At 43.2% G+C, this 14,687-nt stretch carries 17 protein-coding genes and 1 other annotated feature; of the genes, 14 read left to right on the top strand and 3 right to left on the bottom strand.

Going from position 1 to position 14,687, the window contains the following annotated elements; translation table 11 throughout:
* The first annotated feature begins 28 nt into the window (after nucleotides 1-28).
* From BAA9072_RS11155 to BAA9072_RS11110, 10 genes are all read left to right on the top strand, one after another.
* Entirely contained in the window at nucleotides 29-376 is a 348-nt protein-coding gene (locus BAA9072_RS11155) for a VOC family protein (RefSeq protein WP_201714747.1), read from the top strand.
* 43 nt (nucleotides 377-419) lie between these two features.
* Nucleotides 420-1,496: a DUF3626 domain-containing protein gene (locus BAA9072_RS11150; protein ID WP_201714746.1), complete on the top strand. Its 1,077-nt coding sequence runs from the start codon at nucleotides 420-422 to the stop codon at nucleotides 1,494-1,496.
* A 311-nt stretch (nucleotides 1,497-1,807) separates the two neighbouring features.
* Nucleotides 1,808-2,179, top strand: a complete 372-nt coding sequence (locus BAA9072_RS11145) for a VOC family protein (protein ID WP_201714745.1) — start codon at nucleotides 1,808-1,810, stop codon at nucleotides 2,177-2,179.
* A 197-nt stretch (nucleotides 2,180-2,376) separates the two neighbouring features.
* Nucleotides 2,377-3,072, top strand: a complete 696-nt coding sequence (locus tag BAA9072_RS11140) for a Type 1 glutamine amidotransferase-like domain-containing protein (protein ID WP_201714781.1) — start codon at nucleotides 2,377-2,379, stop codon at nucleotides 3,070-3,072.
* A gap of 484 nt (nucleotides 3,073-3,556) precedes the next feature.
* On the top strand, nucleotides 3,557-3,979 hold the full coding sequence (locus BAA9072_RS11135) for an SMI1/KNR4 family protein (RefSeq protein WP_201714744.1): 423 nt from the start codon (nucleotides 3,557-3,559) through the stop codon (nucleotides 3,977-3,979).
* 141 nt (nucleotides 3,980-4,120) lie between these two features.
* Nucleotides 4,121-4,459 (top strand): PadR family transcriptional regulator, encoded by a 339-nt coding sequence (locus BAA9072_RS11130; protein ID WP_201714743.1) that lies wholly within the window; start codon nucleotides 4,121-4,123, stop codon nucleotides 4,457-4,459.
* A 1-nt stretch (nucleotide 4,460) separates the two neighbouring features.
* Nucleotides 4,461-4,805 (top strand): DUF1048 domain-containing protein, encoded by a 345-nt coding sequence (locus BAA9072_RS11125; protein ID WP_201714742.1) that lies wholly within the window; start codon nucleotides 4,461-4,463, stop codon nucleotides 4,803-4,805.
* 142 nt (nucleotides 4,806-4,947) lie between these two features.
* Nucleotides 4,948-5,721 carry an ABC transporter ATP-binding protein gene (locus BAA9072_RS11120; protein ID WP_201714741.1) on the top strand — a complete coding sequence of 258 codons (774 nt, stop codon included), beginning with the start codon at nucleotides 4,948-4,950 and terminating at the stop codon, nucleotides 5,719-5,721.
* Nucleotides 5,711-6,460 (top strand): ABC transporter permease, encoded by a 750-nt coding sequence (locus BAA9072_RS11115; protein WP_201714740.1) that lies wholly within the window; start codon nucleotides 5,711-5,713, stop codon nucleotides 6,458-6,460. The genes BAA9072_RS11120 and BAA9072_RS11115 overlap by 11 nt, the downstream gene beginning before the upstream one ends.
* Before the next feature lie 139 nt (nucleotides 6,461-6,599).
* Nucleotides 6,600-7,136, top strand: coding sequence for a DinB family protein (locus BAA9072_RS11110; RefSeq protein WP_201714739.1), 537 nt, complete (start codon nucleotides 6,600-6,602; stop codon nucleotides 7,134-7,136).
* A gap of 356 nt (nucleotides 7,137-7,492) precedes the next feature.
* On the opposite strand, the gene BAA9072_RS11105 is transcribed toward BAA9072_RS11110, so the two are convergent.
* Nucleotides 7,493-7,645 carry a hypothetical protein gene (locus tag BAA9072_RS11105; protein WP_201714738.1) on the bottom strand — a complete coding sequence of 51 codons (153 nt, stop codon included), beginning with the start codon at nucleotides 7,643-7,645 and terminating at the stop codon, nucleotides 7,493-7,495.
* Nucleotides 7,646-7,962: 317 nt separating this feature from the next.
* Between BAA9072_RS11105 and BAA9072_RS24225 the strand changes: the two genes are divergently transcribed.
* From BAA9072_RS24225 to BAA9072_RS11090, 4 genes are all read left to right on the top strand, one after another.
* Nucleotides 7,963-8,052, top strand: coding sequence for a putative holin-like toxin (locus BAA9072_RS24225; protein WP_230980830.1), 90 nt, complete (start codon nucleotides 7,963-7,965; stop codon nucleotides 8,050-8,052).
* 281 nt (nucleotides 8,053-8,333) lie between these two features.
* Nucleotides 8,334-8,587: a binding site (T-box leader), on the top strand.
* Nucleotides 8,588-8,636: 49 nt separating this feature from the next.
* Nucleotides 8,637-11,729: an isoleucine--tRNA ligase gene (gene ileS, locus BAA9072_RS11100; protein WP_201714737.1), complete on the top strand. Its 3,093-nt coding sequence runs from the start codon at nucleotides 8,637-8,639 to the stop codon at nucleotides 11,727-11,729.
* Nucleotides 11,730-11,838: 109 nt separating this feature from the next.
* Entirely contained in the window at nucleotides 11,839-12,522 is a 684-nt protein-coding gene (locus BAA9072_RS11095; RefSeq protein ID WP_230980829.1) for an HAD family hydrolase, read from the top strand.
* 15 nt (nucleotides 12,523-12,537) lie between these two features.
* Nucleotides 12,538-12,978: a GNAT family N-acetyltransferase gene (locus BAA9072_RS11090; protein WP_230980828.1), complete on the top strand. Its 441-nt coding sequence runs from the start codon at nucleotides 12,538-12,540 to the stop codon at nucleotides 12,976-12,978.
* Nucleotides 12,979-13,191: 213 nt separating this feature from the next.
* Here the strand turns inward: BAA9072_RS11090 and BAA9072_RS11085 are convergent, their stop codons facing one another.
* Both BAA9072_RS11085 and BAA9072_RS11080 read right to left on the bottom strand, forming a co-directional pair.
* A complete protein-coding gene (locus BAA9072_RS11085) occupies nucleotides 13,192-13,551 on the bottom strand; it encodes a GIY-YIG nuclease family protein (RefSeq protein ID WP_201714736.1) in 360 nt (119 codons plus the stop codon).
* 310 nt (nucleotides 13,552-13,861) lie between these two features.
* Nucleotides 13,862-14,608: a DUF2087 domain-containing protein gene (locus BAA9072_RS11080; protein WP_201714735.1), complete on the bottom strand. Its 747-nt coding sequence runs from the start codon at nucleotides 14,606-14,608 to the stop codon at nucleotides 13,862-13,864.
* Nucleotides 14,609-14,687: the final 79 nt, after the last annotated feature.

Below are 14,687 nucleotides of genomic sequence, written 5' to 3'. Positions count from 1 at the left end.
AAGGGCAAAAATGAAAGGAAGCGATTTTTTGATAAAAGGAATCGGTGGTATATTTTGGAGGACGAACAACCTGGATGCTATGAAAAAGTGGTATAAAGAAGTGCTGAAGCTTGAAATGGAAGACTGGAATGGAACCATGATTAAACCCCAGTCAGAAACAGAAACGATCTTTTCTTTCTTTACAGAAGAGGATGCGTACTTTCCGGTTGAGCAGCAGGTAATGGTAAATTTTCAAGTGCATAATCTTAACGAAACGATTGAGCATCTAAATCAAATCGGTGTACCTCTTGCAAAGGAAAAAGAGGTTAGTGAATTTGGCAAGTTTATTTGGATTAAAGATCCAGAAGGCAGGCTGATTGAGTTATGGGAGAAATAACGGATGATCGTTATTTGGAATCAGTAAGGAGAGTCGTTTCTCTATGAAATTAACATCGTCACAGCAAGAGGCGTTACTTTATTTTACTAGATATGCAAAAGAGCACAAAGAGGAAGCCAGGGCTGCCATCAACCATATATTGAACATGTCCAATATTTCAGTTGATTTGTTTGAAGAAGCTATTCATCATATAAAGTCTTATGCACATATTGGCTTGCACTTTCATCCGGATCGACCGACCTCTACTATGAATACCGTCGCTGACTCCCTGCTTACACATGGGGAATATAAGAGTCAATTTGAAACATTGATATCAAATGGGAAGGTGTCTCCAGATTCAGGTGGTGACCGGGATTTGTGGGAAAAGAGCATTTTTGGAGGGGCTTATCAAATGGAAGGGGCATTAATGTGTGACCGCCCTAAATATGGGGCATTGAACCTCATGTTACATCCGGATGGACCGTCTCCGCGTTTTGGCTCATGCTATTTTTTGTTGTCGCCTAAAGTATCATCCCGTTCTACCTTTACATACTTGGACTCTCATCAAAACCCTTTGGAGAAGGGTACGTATCAAGCATTTGATATGATCATGGCTGCTCTCCTGGAAGAAGTATTTTTAAGAGATTTTGCACTTGGAGAGAAGAATGTGACTCCGGGGAATCTCATTCATCATTTATTGAATCATCTTAAACATGGTTTGAAAGGTAGAGTACCCTCACGAAACCTGAATCACTATATAGAATCCCAGATTCACGGGCCAATCTCTCTTAAAGAAGATGTAGATGTACTTGTTGCTGACCCTTCCTTCAAGAATACAAGTGTCGGCAGAACCCTGGAGCAACTGTGTGTGAAGTATTCCATCGATCTTACATGGCATATGGGTTTTATCCTTCATGTGGATGACGTTCCCGCTGACTTCAGAGGACCATCCATGCCTTCATTGGCAAACCGGATCGCACTGAAAAATGAAATAGATGCTCACACAATCGGGCTGGCGGTCATGGACTTGAAACAGAATCCAGACGCTTGGAGTGAACGGGGAACGTATGAGGAAGTCCTGCAGGAATTAAAGCTATTATGGCATGTCCTCGTTAGGTATGGAAGACCGATTGAGAATTGAATAAAACATAGAGGTAATATGTACCTCACGGTGTCGGAATTGCTATTATTCTTACACAGACTATGATTTACAAATGCTCTGTCATTGAGTGTGTGACGGAGGGTGAAGGGAACTGCTCTGCTTTCCACGGACGTTCGGTCGAGGCTCCTCAGCATTTTGCCCAAGGAAAGCGAGCACTTCTCGCTGTAATCAACCACTTACTCGCTTCGTCAAAAGCAACATTGTTTACGAAAACTGCCTTATTAAATGATGTTGCTCTTGAAAATGCAAAAGACGCTTGTACTATACATTAAATAAAGGGAGAGAAGGATATGGGTAAATCATTTATTGAACAAGTACATTATATTAGAATTCCTGTAAAAGATTTAGAACTGTCTGCACAATGGTATAGAGATGTATTAGGGCTTCAGTTCGTAAACATTACTGAGGAACGTGCGATTATAAAAGTAAATGAAGGACCTTTCCTACTAATCTTAGTTCCTACGGAAGATGAAACATTTGCACATTTTACCATTGATAATGAACAAGAATTTAGCATCGGCTTTACAAGTCCAGAATTATCTAAATTTCATCAACACTTAATGGATAATCAAGTAAAGGTCGAAGAGATAAAAGAAGAGAATGGCCATGCCTTTTTCCACTTTTATGACCCAAATGGCAATAAACTTCAAGTACACTGGTAAGATTATAATGAATTTCCATATTTCATTTCATGATCGGGTTAATGACCTTTTTGGTTGAATTTCTTATTGAACCAACAGGGCAGGTAAATGGAAGAATGAGCACCCAAACCAAAGGACTTAGGGTTGGTAAGTGATATACGTTAATAGGTAAATTCAAAGGATTGATATCCTAATGATACTTACAAGGAGATGAAATGATGAAATTTCTGCTTACATCCGCAGGTGTCAATAACAAAAGCATACACGAGGCATTGGTTACCATGCTGAATAAACCGATCGCCGATTCCACCGCCCTGTGCATCCCCACTGCCATGTACGGACACCTCTGGGTCGGTCCCGGCGTCAGGACATGGGAGTTCATCAGCGGGAATTCTGAGAATCCTATGGTCGATCTGGGATGGAAGTCCGTCGGAGTGCTGGAACTTACAGCGTTGCCAAGCATCGGTGAAGACCGCTGGGTGCCGCTTGTCAGGGAGACGGATGTCCTTTTGGTATCAGGTGGAGACGCTCTCTACTTGGCTCACTGGATGCGACAATCCGGCCTTGCAGATCTCTTGCCGTCGCTTAACGCAGTTTATGTGGGCATGAGTGCAGGGAGTATGGTGATGTCGCCAAATATCGGGGAAGCCTTTGTTGGCTGGAATCCTCCAACAGGTGGGGATGAAACACTGGGGATGGTTGATTTTTCAATATTTCCCCATCTGGATCATGAGATGCTGCCGGAAAACACCATGGCAGATGCAGAGAGATGGGCAGCAGGGATACATGGACCGTCGTATGCGATTGATGATCAGACTGCCATCATAGTGATCGATGGAGAAGTAGAAGTGGTTTCCGAGGGGAATTGGAGACTGTTTTCCAATGGCTCTTATCGTAAAGATTGTTGCTTTTGAACAATTTGTTGCCTGAGTTCTGTTAACCGGTGTTGGATAGATGGTGAGAGGCGATCAAAAGAGCTGGGCGTTGATCACTCAACACTTAGAAAGAGGCTAGAGTTAGAACGTAAGGTATTTATATATGTCTATTTCAGACACACACGCTTTGAAAGTTGATTGGAACGGAAAGTGCTCGACTCCTGAGGGAATAGCGGGAAAGGCAGAAAAGCGGAGGCGGCTCGTTCAGTCTCGACAAGCATAAGCTAAATGGACTAAGAAGGCGTTCTTTGCCTTCTTAGTCCATTTAGCTTATGACCTCGAGGGGCTAGCCGCCGGAGCTGGACAAGTTGAGACCCTACAGGGCAAAAGCCCGAGGGAGGCTCAACTCACGCCCCGCGGAAAGTGATCACCTCTCGCTGTAATCAACCACTACTCGCTCCATCAAAAAGCAACAATGTTTAAGAAAACACCATTTAATAAAAATCTCAGGAGGTAAAGAATAATGAAATGGAGGGATTATTTCAGCAGTATATCGAAGGAGTGTCAGTTCAAAGCACCCGCAACTGAATCAGAGATGTCTGCAATGAAAGATACATTAAAGCTTGAACTGCCGGGGACGCTGGCTGAATTATACAACGAAACAAATGGGGTCTCTGGCAACTATGGGATATCATTCATTTGGTCAACCGAACAGCTGGTCAGGGAAAATGTATTTTGTAGGACGGTCCATCAACATGATAAGAATTCTTTGTTGTTTTTTTCTGACGCAGGCAATGGTGATTTATTTGGTTATCTGATCGTAAATTGCAGAATACAATCTGAAGATATTTACATATGGAATCACGAAGATGGGAGTCAAAGGGTAGTGGCATCTTCACTAGAAAAGTTTATTGAGGGATGGGTTACTGGAGAAATGACTGTTTAAATAAACACAGGCAAAGCTGAAGATCGAATCTTTCATCTTCAGCTTTTATTAATTGGGTTGACAAAACTCACTACTTTGTCATACTATATAGTGGTAGTTAGTAATACTGAGTACAAGAGGATAAATACAGGGGGTGAATGTTTGGAAAACTTCACAGAAATGCTGAAAGGGGTGCTTGAAGGTTGTGTGCTTGAGATCATCAGCCGTGGGGAAACGTATGGCTATGAGATCACGCAGCAGCTGAGAGAACTTGGTTTCACGGATGTGGTGGAAGGCACAGTATACACCATTACCATGCGCCTTGAGAAAAACAATCTGGTGAATATTGAGAAGAAGAAAAGCACTGTAGGGCCGCCAAGGAAATTTTACACCCTGAATGAAGCGGGTCAAGAGAAGCTCGAGATATTTTGGGGGAAATGGGAATTCATTTCAAGCAAAATGAACGAACTCAAAACAAAAGAAATCATAAGGAGAGGATAAGATGAAATTTATTGAAAAGATTACTGGAAGTATGGCCGACAAGCGTGAATGGAGAGCGATGGAAGCCCGTGCGAAGACACTGCCAAGTGAGTACCACAATGCCTACAAAGCGATTCAGAAATATATGTGGACAGCCGGAGGTCTTACAGACTGGAAAGACACGAGCCGAATCTTTAATGGCATTCTGGATCTGTTTGAAGTTGGGGCAGCGGAAGGCAGGGAAGTCACTGACCTCACTGGTGAAGACGTAGCCGCTTTCTGTGATGAACTGGTGAAAGACTCTGAAACATGGAGTGACAAGCACCGGACGAAGTTGAATGATACGATCGGTCGTGGAAAAAAGTGAATCCAATCGGGTATACCGACTGAATAGTCAGCTGGTGATAAAGGCTGAACCAAGACTATTCAGTTGTTTTTTTACCTTAGTAGTAAGTGATACTGATTACCAGTCGCACTTAGTAGTGTTGAATATAAAAGGAGGAAAATACATGAGTAATCCAGCGATTTCAGTAAAAGGATTAAAAAAATCCTTCAAAGACAAGGAAGTCTTAAGGGGTGTGGATTTTGAGGTGCAGCCTGGGGAGATATTCGCGCTTCTCGGTTCAAATGGAGCGGGTAAGACAACGATCGTCAATATCCTCTCGACGCTATTGAAGGCGGATAGCGGTAAAGGGAGTGTTTGCAGCTTTGATGTTCAGCATCAACAGGATCAGGTCCGCCAGAGCATCAGCCTGACAGGACAGTTTGCTGCCCTGGACGGTATCCAGACAGGAAGGGAAAATCTGGGTATGATTGCCAGGTTGCGGGGAGTATCCAATCCGTCCCGCATCGCAGATGACCTTTTAACAAGATTCAGTCTGACGGAAGCGGCCGACAGGCGTGCAGATACGTACTCTGGCGGAATGAAGCGTCGGCTTGACATCGCCATGAGCCTGATCGGGGCACCACCTGTGATCTTTCTCGATGAGCCGACGACAGGGTTGGACCCGGAAGCAAGGATGGAAGTCTGGGAAACCGTTAAGGAGCTTGCGGGGGGTGGAACGACTATCTTACTGACGACCCAGTACCTGGAGGAAGCTGAGCAGCTGGCAGACCGCATCGCCATTCTTCATGGGGGGGAAATTATTACGACAGGTACCCTTAATGAACTGAAGGAAATGTTCCCGCCTGCGAAAGTGGAGTACATCGAGAAGCAGCCGACGCTAGAGGAAATCTTCCTCTCGATCATTGGCAAAAAAGGAGGAAATAAAAATGAACAGTAACACAGGGGTATTGTTTGGCCGATTGATGCGCGGTATTTTACGGAGTCCTGATACGATTATCACAGTTGCCGTTACTCCGATTATGATGCTGTTGTTGTTCGTCTATGTATTTGGGGGTGCCATCGAGACAGGGACGGACAGCTACGTGAATTACTTGTTACCCGGAATTCTGTTGATTACGATTGCGTCAGGTGTCGCTTATACATCACACCGGCTCTTTACGGATACGAAGAGCGGACTGATGGCGCGTTTTATTACGATGCCGATCAAACGCTCCTCGATATTATGGGCACACGTCCTGACTTCACTTGTATCGAATCTGCTTGCCGTTATGGTGGTCATTCTCGTTGCGCTGTTGATGGGCTTTCGTTCTGGTGCTGATATCTTGGAGTGGCTAGGGGTAGCAGGAGTGCTAGTACTGTTTACATTGGCTCTGACATGGCTTGCTGTTATTCCGGGATTGACGGCAGACTCTATGGAAGGGGCGACGGCATATTCATATCCGTTGATCTTCCTGCCATTTATCAGCTCGGCTTTTGTTCCTACGGAAACGATGCCAACCATTGTACGGGTGTTCGCAGAGAACCAGCCCGTGACTGCCATCGTGAATGCCATTCGTGCCCTTTTGAATGGGGGAACGGTCGGAAACGATATCTGGACGTCGCTTGCCTGGTGCATCGGCATCATGGTCATCGCTTTCTTTATTTCCAGTAAGGTATTTAAACGCCAGTTAGGGTAGAAACACATGACAACCCTTTGCACTGGAGTTGATAAAATCCGGGGGTTCGTAGATAATGATGACAAAACTTTCATTATTCTGAAAACAGTCGTTGCGTTTTGGTAACACTGTTTAATCCGAACCCGAGGTGAGATAGCAGATGAAAATGGGACTGATAGATGCTTTTCGCATGGAATTTGATTTTTGCTGGGATACGGAAACCTGGTTTTTGCCACTGGAAAGGACTCTTGAGGGTGTAGGTTCCAGAGAAGCAAGCTGGGAACCACCTGGAGGAGGAAATACAATTTGGCAAACGGTAAAGCATCTTAATGTTTACAATGCCCTACTTATCAGGCAAATGAATGATGCAACGTCCGGCAAAGGATTATCTGTTGAAAATGCTTCATTTGGAGATATCGGTGGTCCGGTAGATCCTAAATGGAAGTCAACCTTTGAGATGGATACGTTTGGGGATAGCGGAGATCCGACAGATTCAGAAAAATGGAAAGAAGTAGTGACAGAGACGCATCTGATTTGTGAAAATGTGCGTAAATCTTTGGCAAAGGTTGATGAAAGTCATATGCAGGAGGAGCTTGCAGGGATTCTCGCTCGTCAGATTTTGCATAACGCATACCATATAGGACAAATAGTATTCATTCGCAAACAGCAGGGATCCTGGCCGAAAGAGAGAGAATAATGGATAAGAAGCAGATGGAAGGTTCTCTTACCCTCAATGCAAGAGAATCTTCATCAAGCTGGAAGTGCCACGGTATGTAAAAGGCCAATTATTTGGACAGTTTATTTGGATGCAAGCTAAAGAGAGATCCGGGAGAAATAAGGGGGATGCATGTAGGGAAAGGGTCGATAATTTTGGCCCCAATCTGAAAAATACATTCGTGTCTGGAATGAGGTTAAATTTAGTTATTTTTTGTTTCCTATTAAATGCTTCCTCTCTTTCCTTAAATGTTCTCAGTCCCGGCTGAACAAAGTGCACTGAGATGGATCGTCTCCGTAAGTATCACGTTCTTTCGGTCTATTCCTATACGTTCATTCTCATTTAGCTCGTACCAACCTGATTTCTTCCGCTTTGGCTAACACACATTTCTTCTCATCCGAACTCAATTCCACATATTCAGAATCATAGATCCAGAATATGGTGTACAATTCATCTTCATATTCTACGATATCGCCGAGATTATATTTCATTTTCTCTCCTTGATGAAGATCGATCCATTCTCAGTGAACGGTGTATATTTTACCACTACTTTAGAACTAAAATTGTTTCGTTTGTCTCAATGAGAGGCAGTGAAGAGGAGGTTTCTCCACGAAATCGCAGATGTACGCCAAAATTCACTTAAAATTATTCTTCTAAGAATGTATGGAGTTTACCGTACCAAATTTTCAGAGTGGTCCATTCTAAAGGGAGTATCTAACAGGTGCCTGTGATATAATGGAAATACACAACATAATACGGAAGATGGGGTAGCGGCTCACACTCCCGAAAGAAGGGAGGTGATACGCTAATGATTGCTGTAGGAGATGTATTACAAATTATGATCGGATTTGGAACATTGATTGTAGCAATTGTCGCGGTTACACAAAAAAAGAAGTAACCATCGTCCCCACCGCTCATGAGGATCATTGATGATTACTTCGTTTCGATTGACTCTGAGTGAGCCGCTGCACTTTCGATGCAGTTTATGTTGTGGAAGGGGTCCTGATTGCCGTCAGGACTCCTTTTTTTAGTGTGCTTTACTATATTTATTATATACATAACTTGAGTTGTTAGTAAAGAATAGTGAATGGATAGATGTAGCACTGTCTATAATAAAATAAATATATTGACAAATTCAACCCGTATCATTTACATTTGTTCTAACATATATTGGATCACTTACATTCCATGACGAGAACGAGTAGGTATGGAGTCTGTTCTACAGAGAGTTGACAGTTGGTGAAAGTCAACGTTCAGATCATATTGAATATCCTCTCCGAGAAGCAAAGCTGAAGGTATTTTAAGCTTTGACGGGTTTCCGCCGTTACAAGGAACGCGTATGATTGTACGTTGCATGAGCGCTGTCAACTAAACTGAGAAATAGTTTATGGACAGAATCAGGGTGGTATCGCGGGTTAAAACTCGTCCCTAACTTTTGTTAGGGGCGGGTTTTTTTATTTATATAAAAGAAGGTGTGATGACATGGAAAAGGTGAATGTAACCGAAAAGTCAGTGGAGAGGGAGCAGCGAATCCAGGAGCTCTGGAATTCGAATCATATTTTTGAAAAATCAGTAGCAAACCGGGAAGGCCAGAAGTCATTTGTGTTCTATGAAGGACCGCCGACTGCCAACGGGCTTCCCCATGCAGGGCATGTCCTCGGACGTGTGATAAAAGATTTTGTTGCAAGGTACCAAACCATGCGTGGATATCAAGTCAAACGGAAGGCAGGCTGGGACACGCACGGTTTGCCGGTGGAATTGGGCGTCGAAAAGAAAATCGGCGTGTCCGGTAAACAAGAAATCGAGGAGTACGGTGTTGAAAGATTTATTGAAGAATGTAAAAAAAGCGTATTCGATTATGAGAAGCAGTGGCGTACGTTTACCGAGGCCATCGGATATTGGGTCGATATGGATGATCCCTATGTAACCCTTCAAAATGATTACATCGAAAGTGTGTGGCACATTCTTTCCAAGATCCATGAGAAAGGTTTACTCTATCAAGGGCACCGGGTCACTCCTTATTGCCCGAGCTGCCAAACCTCCCTCAGCTCCCATGAGGTAGCCCAAGGATATAAGGATGTAAAAGATCTTTCCGCGACCGCTAAATTCAAGGTGGAAGGAAAAGAGCATGAATACTTTCTTGGCTGGACGACGACACCTTGGACGCTTCCGTCAAATGTGGCCCTCGCCGTCCATGAAGAAGTAGATTACGTGAAAGCTAAACGTGGAGAAGAGACGTATATTCTGGCAAAAAGCCTTGTGAACGATGTGCTTGATGACGATTTTGAAGTAGTCAGTGAGCATAAAGGCCGCGAATTGGTTGGGGTTTCGTATCAGCCTCCTTTCAACAACCTCACCCTTGACCACGGACATGAAGTGATCTCGGCGGAGTTTGTGACCGATGACAGCGGAACCGGGGTTGTTCATTTGGCACCTGCACATGGGGAAGACGATTACAATGCCATCAAAGAAAGCGGATTGGATTTCGTCAATATTGTGGATGAAAAAGGCTGTTATACCAATGATTTCGAGCCTCTTGCAGGGGAATTTACAAAGGACAGCGATGTGAAGATCATCAAGATGCTGGCGGACAAGAATCTTCTCTTTTCCAAGGAGAAGTACGAACACAGCTATCCGCACTGTTGGCGCTGTGACTCACCACTCATCTACTACGCAATGGAAGGCTGGTTCATCAAGACAACCGCTATAAAAGACACGATCATCAAGAACAACCAATCCGTCGAGTGGTATCCGGATCATATGAAAGAGGGCCGCTTCGGGAAATTCCTCGAAAATATGGTGGATTGGAACCTGGGCAGGAACCGTTACTGGGGAACACCGTTGAACGTCTGGGTTTGCGGGGACTGTGACCATCAGTTCGTCCCCGGAAGCGTTCAGGAGCTGAAAGAACATGTAAAAAGCGGTTGGAGTGACGATCTTGAGCTACACAAACCGTATGTTGATGAAGTGATCGTGGAATGTCCGTCCTGTTCTCATGAGATGAAACGGACGAAAGAAGTGATAGATGTCTGGTTTGACAGCGGTTCGATGCCGTTTGCGCAGTACCACTATCCATTTGAGAATGAAGAGTTATTTCATCAACAGTTCCCGGCAGATGTGATCGCAGAAGGCGTCGATCAGACGAGGGGATGGTTCTACAGCCTGTTGACGGTTTCATCACTTTTCACCGGGAAAGCGCCCTATAAACGAGTATTATCACTCGGGCACATACTCGATGAAGACGGTCGTAAAATGTCTAAAAGTAAAGGGAATGTCATCAATCCAATGGATCTCGTTGAAAAGTTCGGTGCCGATGCTCTCAGATGGGCATTACTCGCAGACAGTGCCCCTTGGAATAATAAACGCTTCTCAGAAAACGTCGTAAGCCAGGCAAAATCAAAGCTGGTCGACACACTGAATAACGTTCATTCCTTTTACACCCTGTATGCCGTGATCGATGGATTCGATCCAGAAAAATACGAAACCGGAACTCCTTCACTACTTGATCAGTGGGTGTTATCGCGATTAAATACGGTGATCACAAACGTAACGGATCATTTAGACCAATATGACTTTACCGCAGGGGCCAGAGAGTTAACCGTCCTGGTAGATCAGGTGAGCAACTGGTATATCCGGAGGTCACGGGAACGCTTCTGGAGCGAAGGGCTGAATGAAGATAAACTGGCGGCGTATCACACTTTACATCGAATACTAGTCAATGTAAGCCGGTTGCTGGCACCGTTCACGCCGTTCATCGCAGAAGATATCCATATGAACTTAACGGGTGAAAGCGTGCATCTGGCTGATTTTCCTAAAGCCAACCAAGATGAGATCAACAAAGCGCTTGAAATGGAAATGGATCATGTGCTACAAGTCGTGGAGCTTGCCCGGTCAGCGCGAAATATGACAAGCATAAAAACGAAACAGCCCCTATCAGAGCTTACGGTGGTTGGTTCAAAACAAGATACAGAACAACTTCAGAAGTATGAATACATCATAAAAGATGAAATCAATGTGAAGAAGGTTCAATTGCAGGACAATGCAGGGGATTCCGTGCAGTATGAACTGAAGCTGAACTTCCCGACTGCCGGTCCGAAACTCGGGAAGCTGGTAGGTGTAGCACAGAAGCACTTACAAACCTTATCACCTGAGGAAGCGAAGAAGGTTGTAGAGCAAGGGTATGTTGAATGTCAGTCTCCAACCGGTGAATTGGTTTCTGTGGAGAAAGATGATCTCATCGTTCATCAAAAGACTCATCAAGGGTTGGAAATGGCTTCAAATCAAACGTTCAGCGTCTTCCTCGATACAACGATCACAGAGGATCTCCGGAAAGAAGGGAAAGCCCGTGAGCTCGTTCGTGCCGTTCAGCAGTATCGAAAAGAATTGAACCTGCCGGTGGAACAGCGAGTGGACCTCGTGTTGGATGTGGATGATTCGATGAAAGAGGTAGTGGAGCAGTTTGAAGATTTACTGCAAGGCAGTCTCCTGATCAAAAGCATGACGTTTGAGAAACGAGAAAGCATGAAGGCCGTCGACATGGATGGAGATCGTTTAGGAATATATGTAGAAGTTTAATGAAAATAAGGGCTTACCCAAAAGTGGGTAAGTCCTTTTCTGAGAAGATTTATCTTGAGTAAGTGAATATAATTTGAAATAATTGGTAGTAAGAAGGGTGTGATTAGGTATGAGGAAGTACAAAGCCATGCTATTTGATTTAGACGATACCTTACTCGATCGAAATCAGGCAGTGGATAACATATTCCATATCATGTTGGAAAAATGTTATGGGAATGTAGATAATGCAATGAAAATGGAAATGCTGCGTGCGTTCAAGAAATATGACAAGAGAGGCTATGGCGTCAGTGATAAAACAGTTGTATTCGGATCGTTTTTTGATGAATTTCCACCGGTATATCAGTTGACACAGATTCAGGATTTCTGGAATCTTCATTTTCCTCAATGTTTTTCAATCAGTGAGCATACCGTCCATCTTATGAAGGCGATCAAGGAACATATGGATATAGCGATTATTACAAACGGTACTACACATAGACAAAAAGCGAAAATCATGAATACCCGTTTACATGAGTGTTTTGAAACCATCGTGATTTCCGAGGAAGCGGAATTGGTGAAACCCGATAAACGCATATTCCAATTGACGCTGAATAAGCTTCAAGTACAACCGGGAGACGCATTATTCGTCGGGGATGACCTGGAGAAGGATATTGGTGGGAGTCAAGATGCAGGTCTCAAGGGTATATGGTTCAATCCAAGTGGAATGGAAAACGATTCTGATATAAAGCCAGATGACGAGATTCAATCGTTGGATGAACTGTTACATTATCTTACTCCTAAACTATTAACTTGATGAGGAGGCAACGACTTGAGTATTCATTACAATCAGTTTCTCTCGTTACCCGAAGCCCATATCGTGAATGGAATGGTGACATTACATCAATCCGTATTTGAAAGTTCGGAGGACCTGATCACTAAAATGGCCAATAAGCCTGAAGTATTAATAGATATAGCGATGGACGATTCCAGAGTCATTGGATATAAAATAGGCTATGAACTGGCCAACAACACCTTTTACAGCTGGTTGGGCGGCGTGGATCCGGAATATCGAAAACAGGGAATTGCGGCAGAATTGATGAAACGGCAGCATCAAACCTTGAAAGAAATTGGTTATACGGTGGTGCAAACCAAAACAATGAATAAATGGCGCAGTATGCTGATTCTCAATATAAAGAATGGTTTTGATGTCATCAATACGTATACAAATGAAAAAGGCATACATAAGATCATTCTGGAAAAAAAGTTATAAAAGAGTGGAGGGAATACCCTTGCAAAATAGCTTGTCCACAAATGAACCGATTGCTGTGAAGGAAGAAGGATCGGCCATTAAATTAAAAACCCTATGTATCTATTTGCTTCTATTGGCGGTTCCAGGTTTTTAGCCATAAAAACACCCCCGAAAGTTAGATTTTTCACTCTAACTTTCGGGGGTCGGTACCTTATTCTGAGCGTTTTTGTGTGATCATCTTATCTGCTTCTGATTATATCCCAGTTCCCCATAAGGCTGCATTTTCTCCAGCCACTTTTCTTCCAACTCAGCCAATGCTTCTTTTTCAGTAATAAAAGGATCATCATTCTTTTTCAATTTTTCCAGAAGTTCAAAAGTAAAAGCGTCTTTCCCAAACTGGTTCCATTCGGTTTGTAATGCTTTGCTGGTGGTGAATCCGTTGTTTTCAAGCATGAACTTAATCCCGTTCAAGGTTTTCAGGTTTTTCGTGCTCCCGATGAAGATTTTATTGTTTTGTTGATTCATGATTTGAAAGATACCTGCTTCAACGGGTGTCTCTTTATACTGTTGTTTCAATTCTCTTTTTCGATCCATGGTATAGCCCTCCTGTATATCTTTATTTTTGGCTCTTTTCACAAAGATTGTGGTTATGATTACAAATACATTATTTGCACATGTTCTGATATGGAGTGTGTGCTGCAGGGTGAGGGGGACTGTTCCGCTTTCCAGGGACGTTCGGCCGAACCTCTCACTTTGCTCCCGGGGTCTCGGCACGCCCGTTTTTCCGTAGGAGTCTACGCAGTTCCCCTCCCCCTCTAAAGAAGCATTTGGTGGCAGAGTTAAATCGTCCTTATTTACTATTTGCTAAGAAATCCACCACTACATGCTTCTTCAAAAGCAAGCCTTATTTTTTTAACCAGTACTTGCTTCCATCGGGTTTGCGGTCTACAAAACCGTATTCGATGAGATATCTTCTAATGAGTACATAGTCGGTATAAATGCCTTTCAATAATTGATTTAATTCTTTTTCATCGTAGAAATCGTCTTCATTCAATTGTTTTGAAATTTCCCGAAGGATGATCAGCCTTTGCTTTTCCTTAGGAGGAAATGTAGTCAATGTCCCTTCAGAGAAGTATTTATTCAGTATGTGATCCTGTTCGTCCTGAGTGATGTTGTACCGCTCGTCTACCATAGTGGCTGTTTTATGAACGGGCACAAACGTCGGGGCGTTTTCATCTTTTTCTTTCAGTAATTCCATCATGGTCAGGAAGGTCTTGGCCTGACGCTCCTTTTCTTTTAAAGCAAACCGGTGATGACGGATGGTGGAGGCACTCCCAATATCCAATTCTTCCTGGACTTCTTTATCATTTTTCCCTTGATAAAATAGGGACAACAAACGTTTTTGATGATCCGTAAGCCCTGTAAGCTTTTTATCCATACTAATTAGATAATCGAATACCGATGTGTGCGAGTGCTCAATATGAACACGCATATATTTTTCAGGCAGATAAAATTTGTCTTTATAAGGGTAAACCATCCCTTTTTCAATGTTCTCTCCGCACATGAGACAGATAAATGAATCTTTTTCTTCAACAAACCCTCTTTTCAGTTCTTCCAAAGAGGCACTCCAAAATAGATTGGAAAGCTCCATTATTTTACACATCCTATTCTTATATTACATGTTATATAAACTTTAGTTAAATTTGTTTACCAATTTATAAACATAATAT

The sequence above is a fragment of the Rossellomorea arthrocnemi genome, from assembly GCF_904424705.1.
Taxonomy (GTDB): Bacteria; Bacillota; Bacilli; order Bacillales; family Bacillaceae_B; genus Rossellomorea; species Rossellomorea arthrocnemi.
The sequence above is the reverse complement of the archived record's forward strand: the minus strand, read 5'-3'. Positions and strand labels throughout refer to the sequence as shown.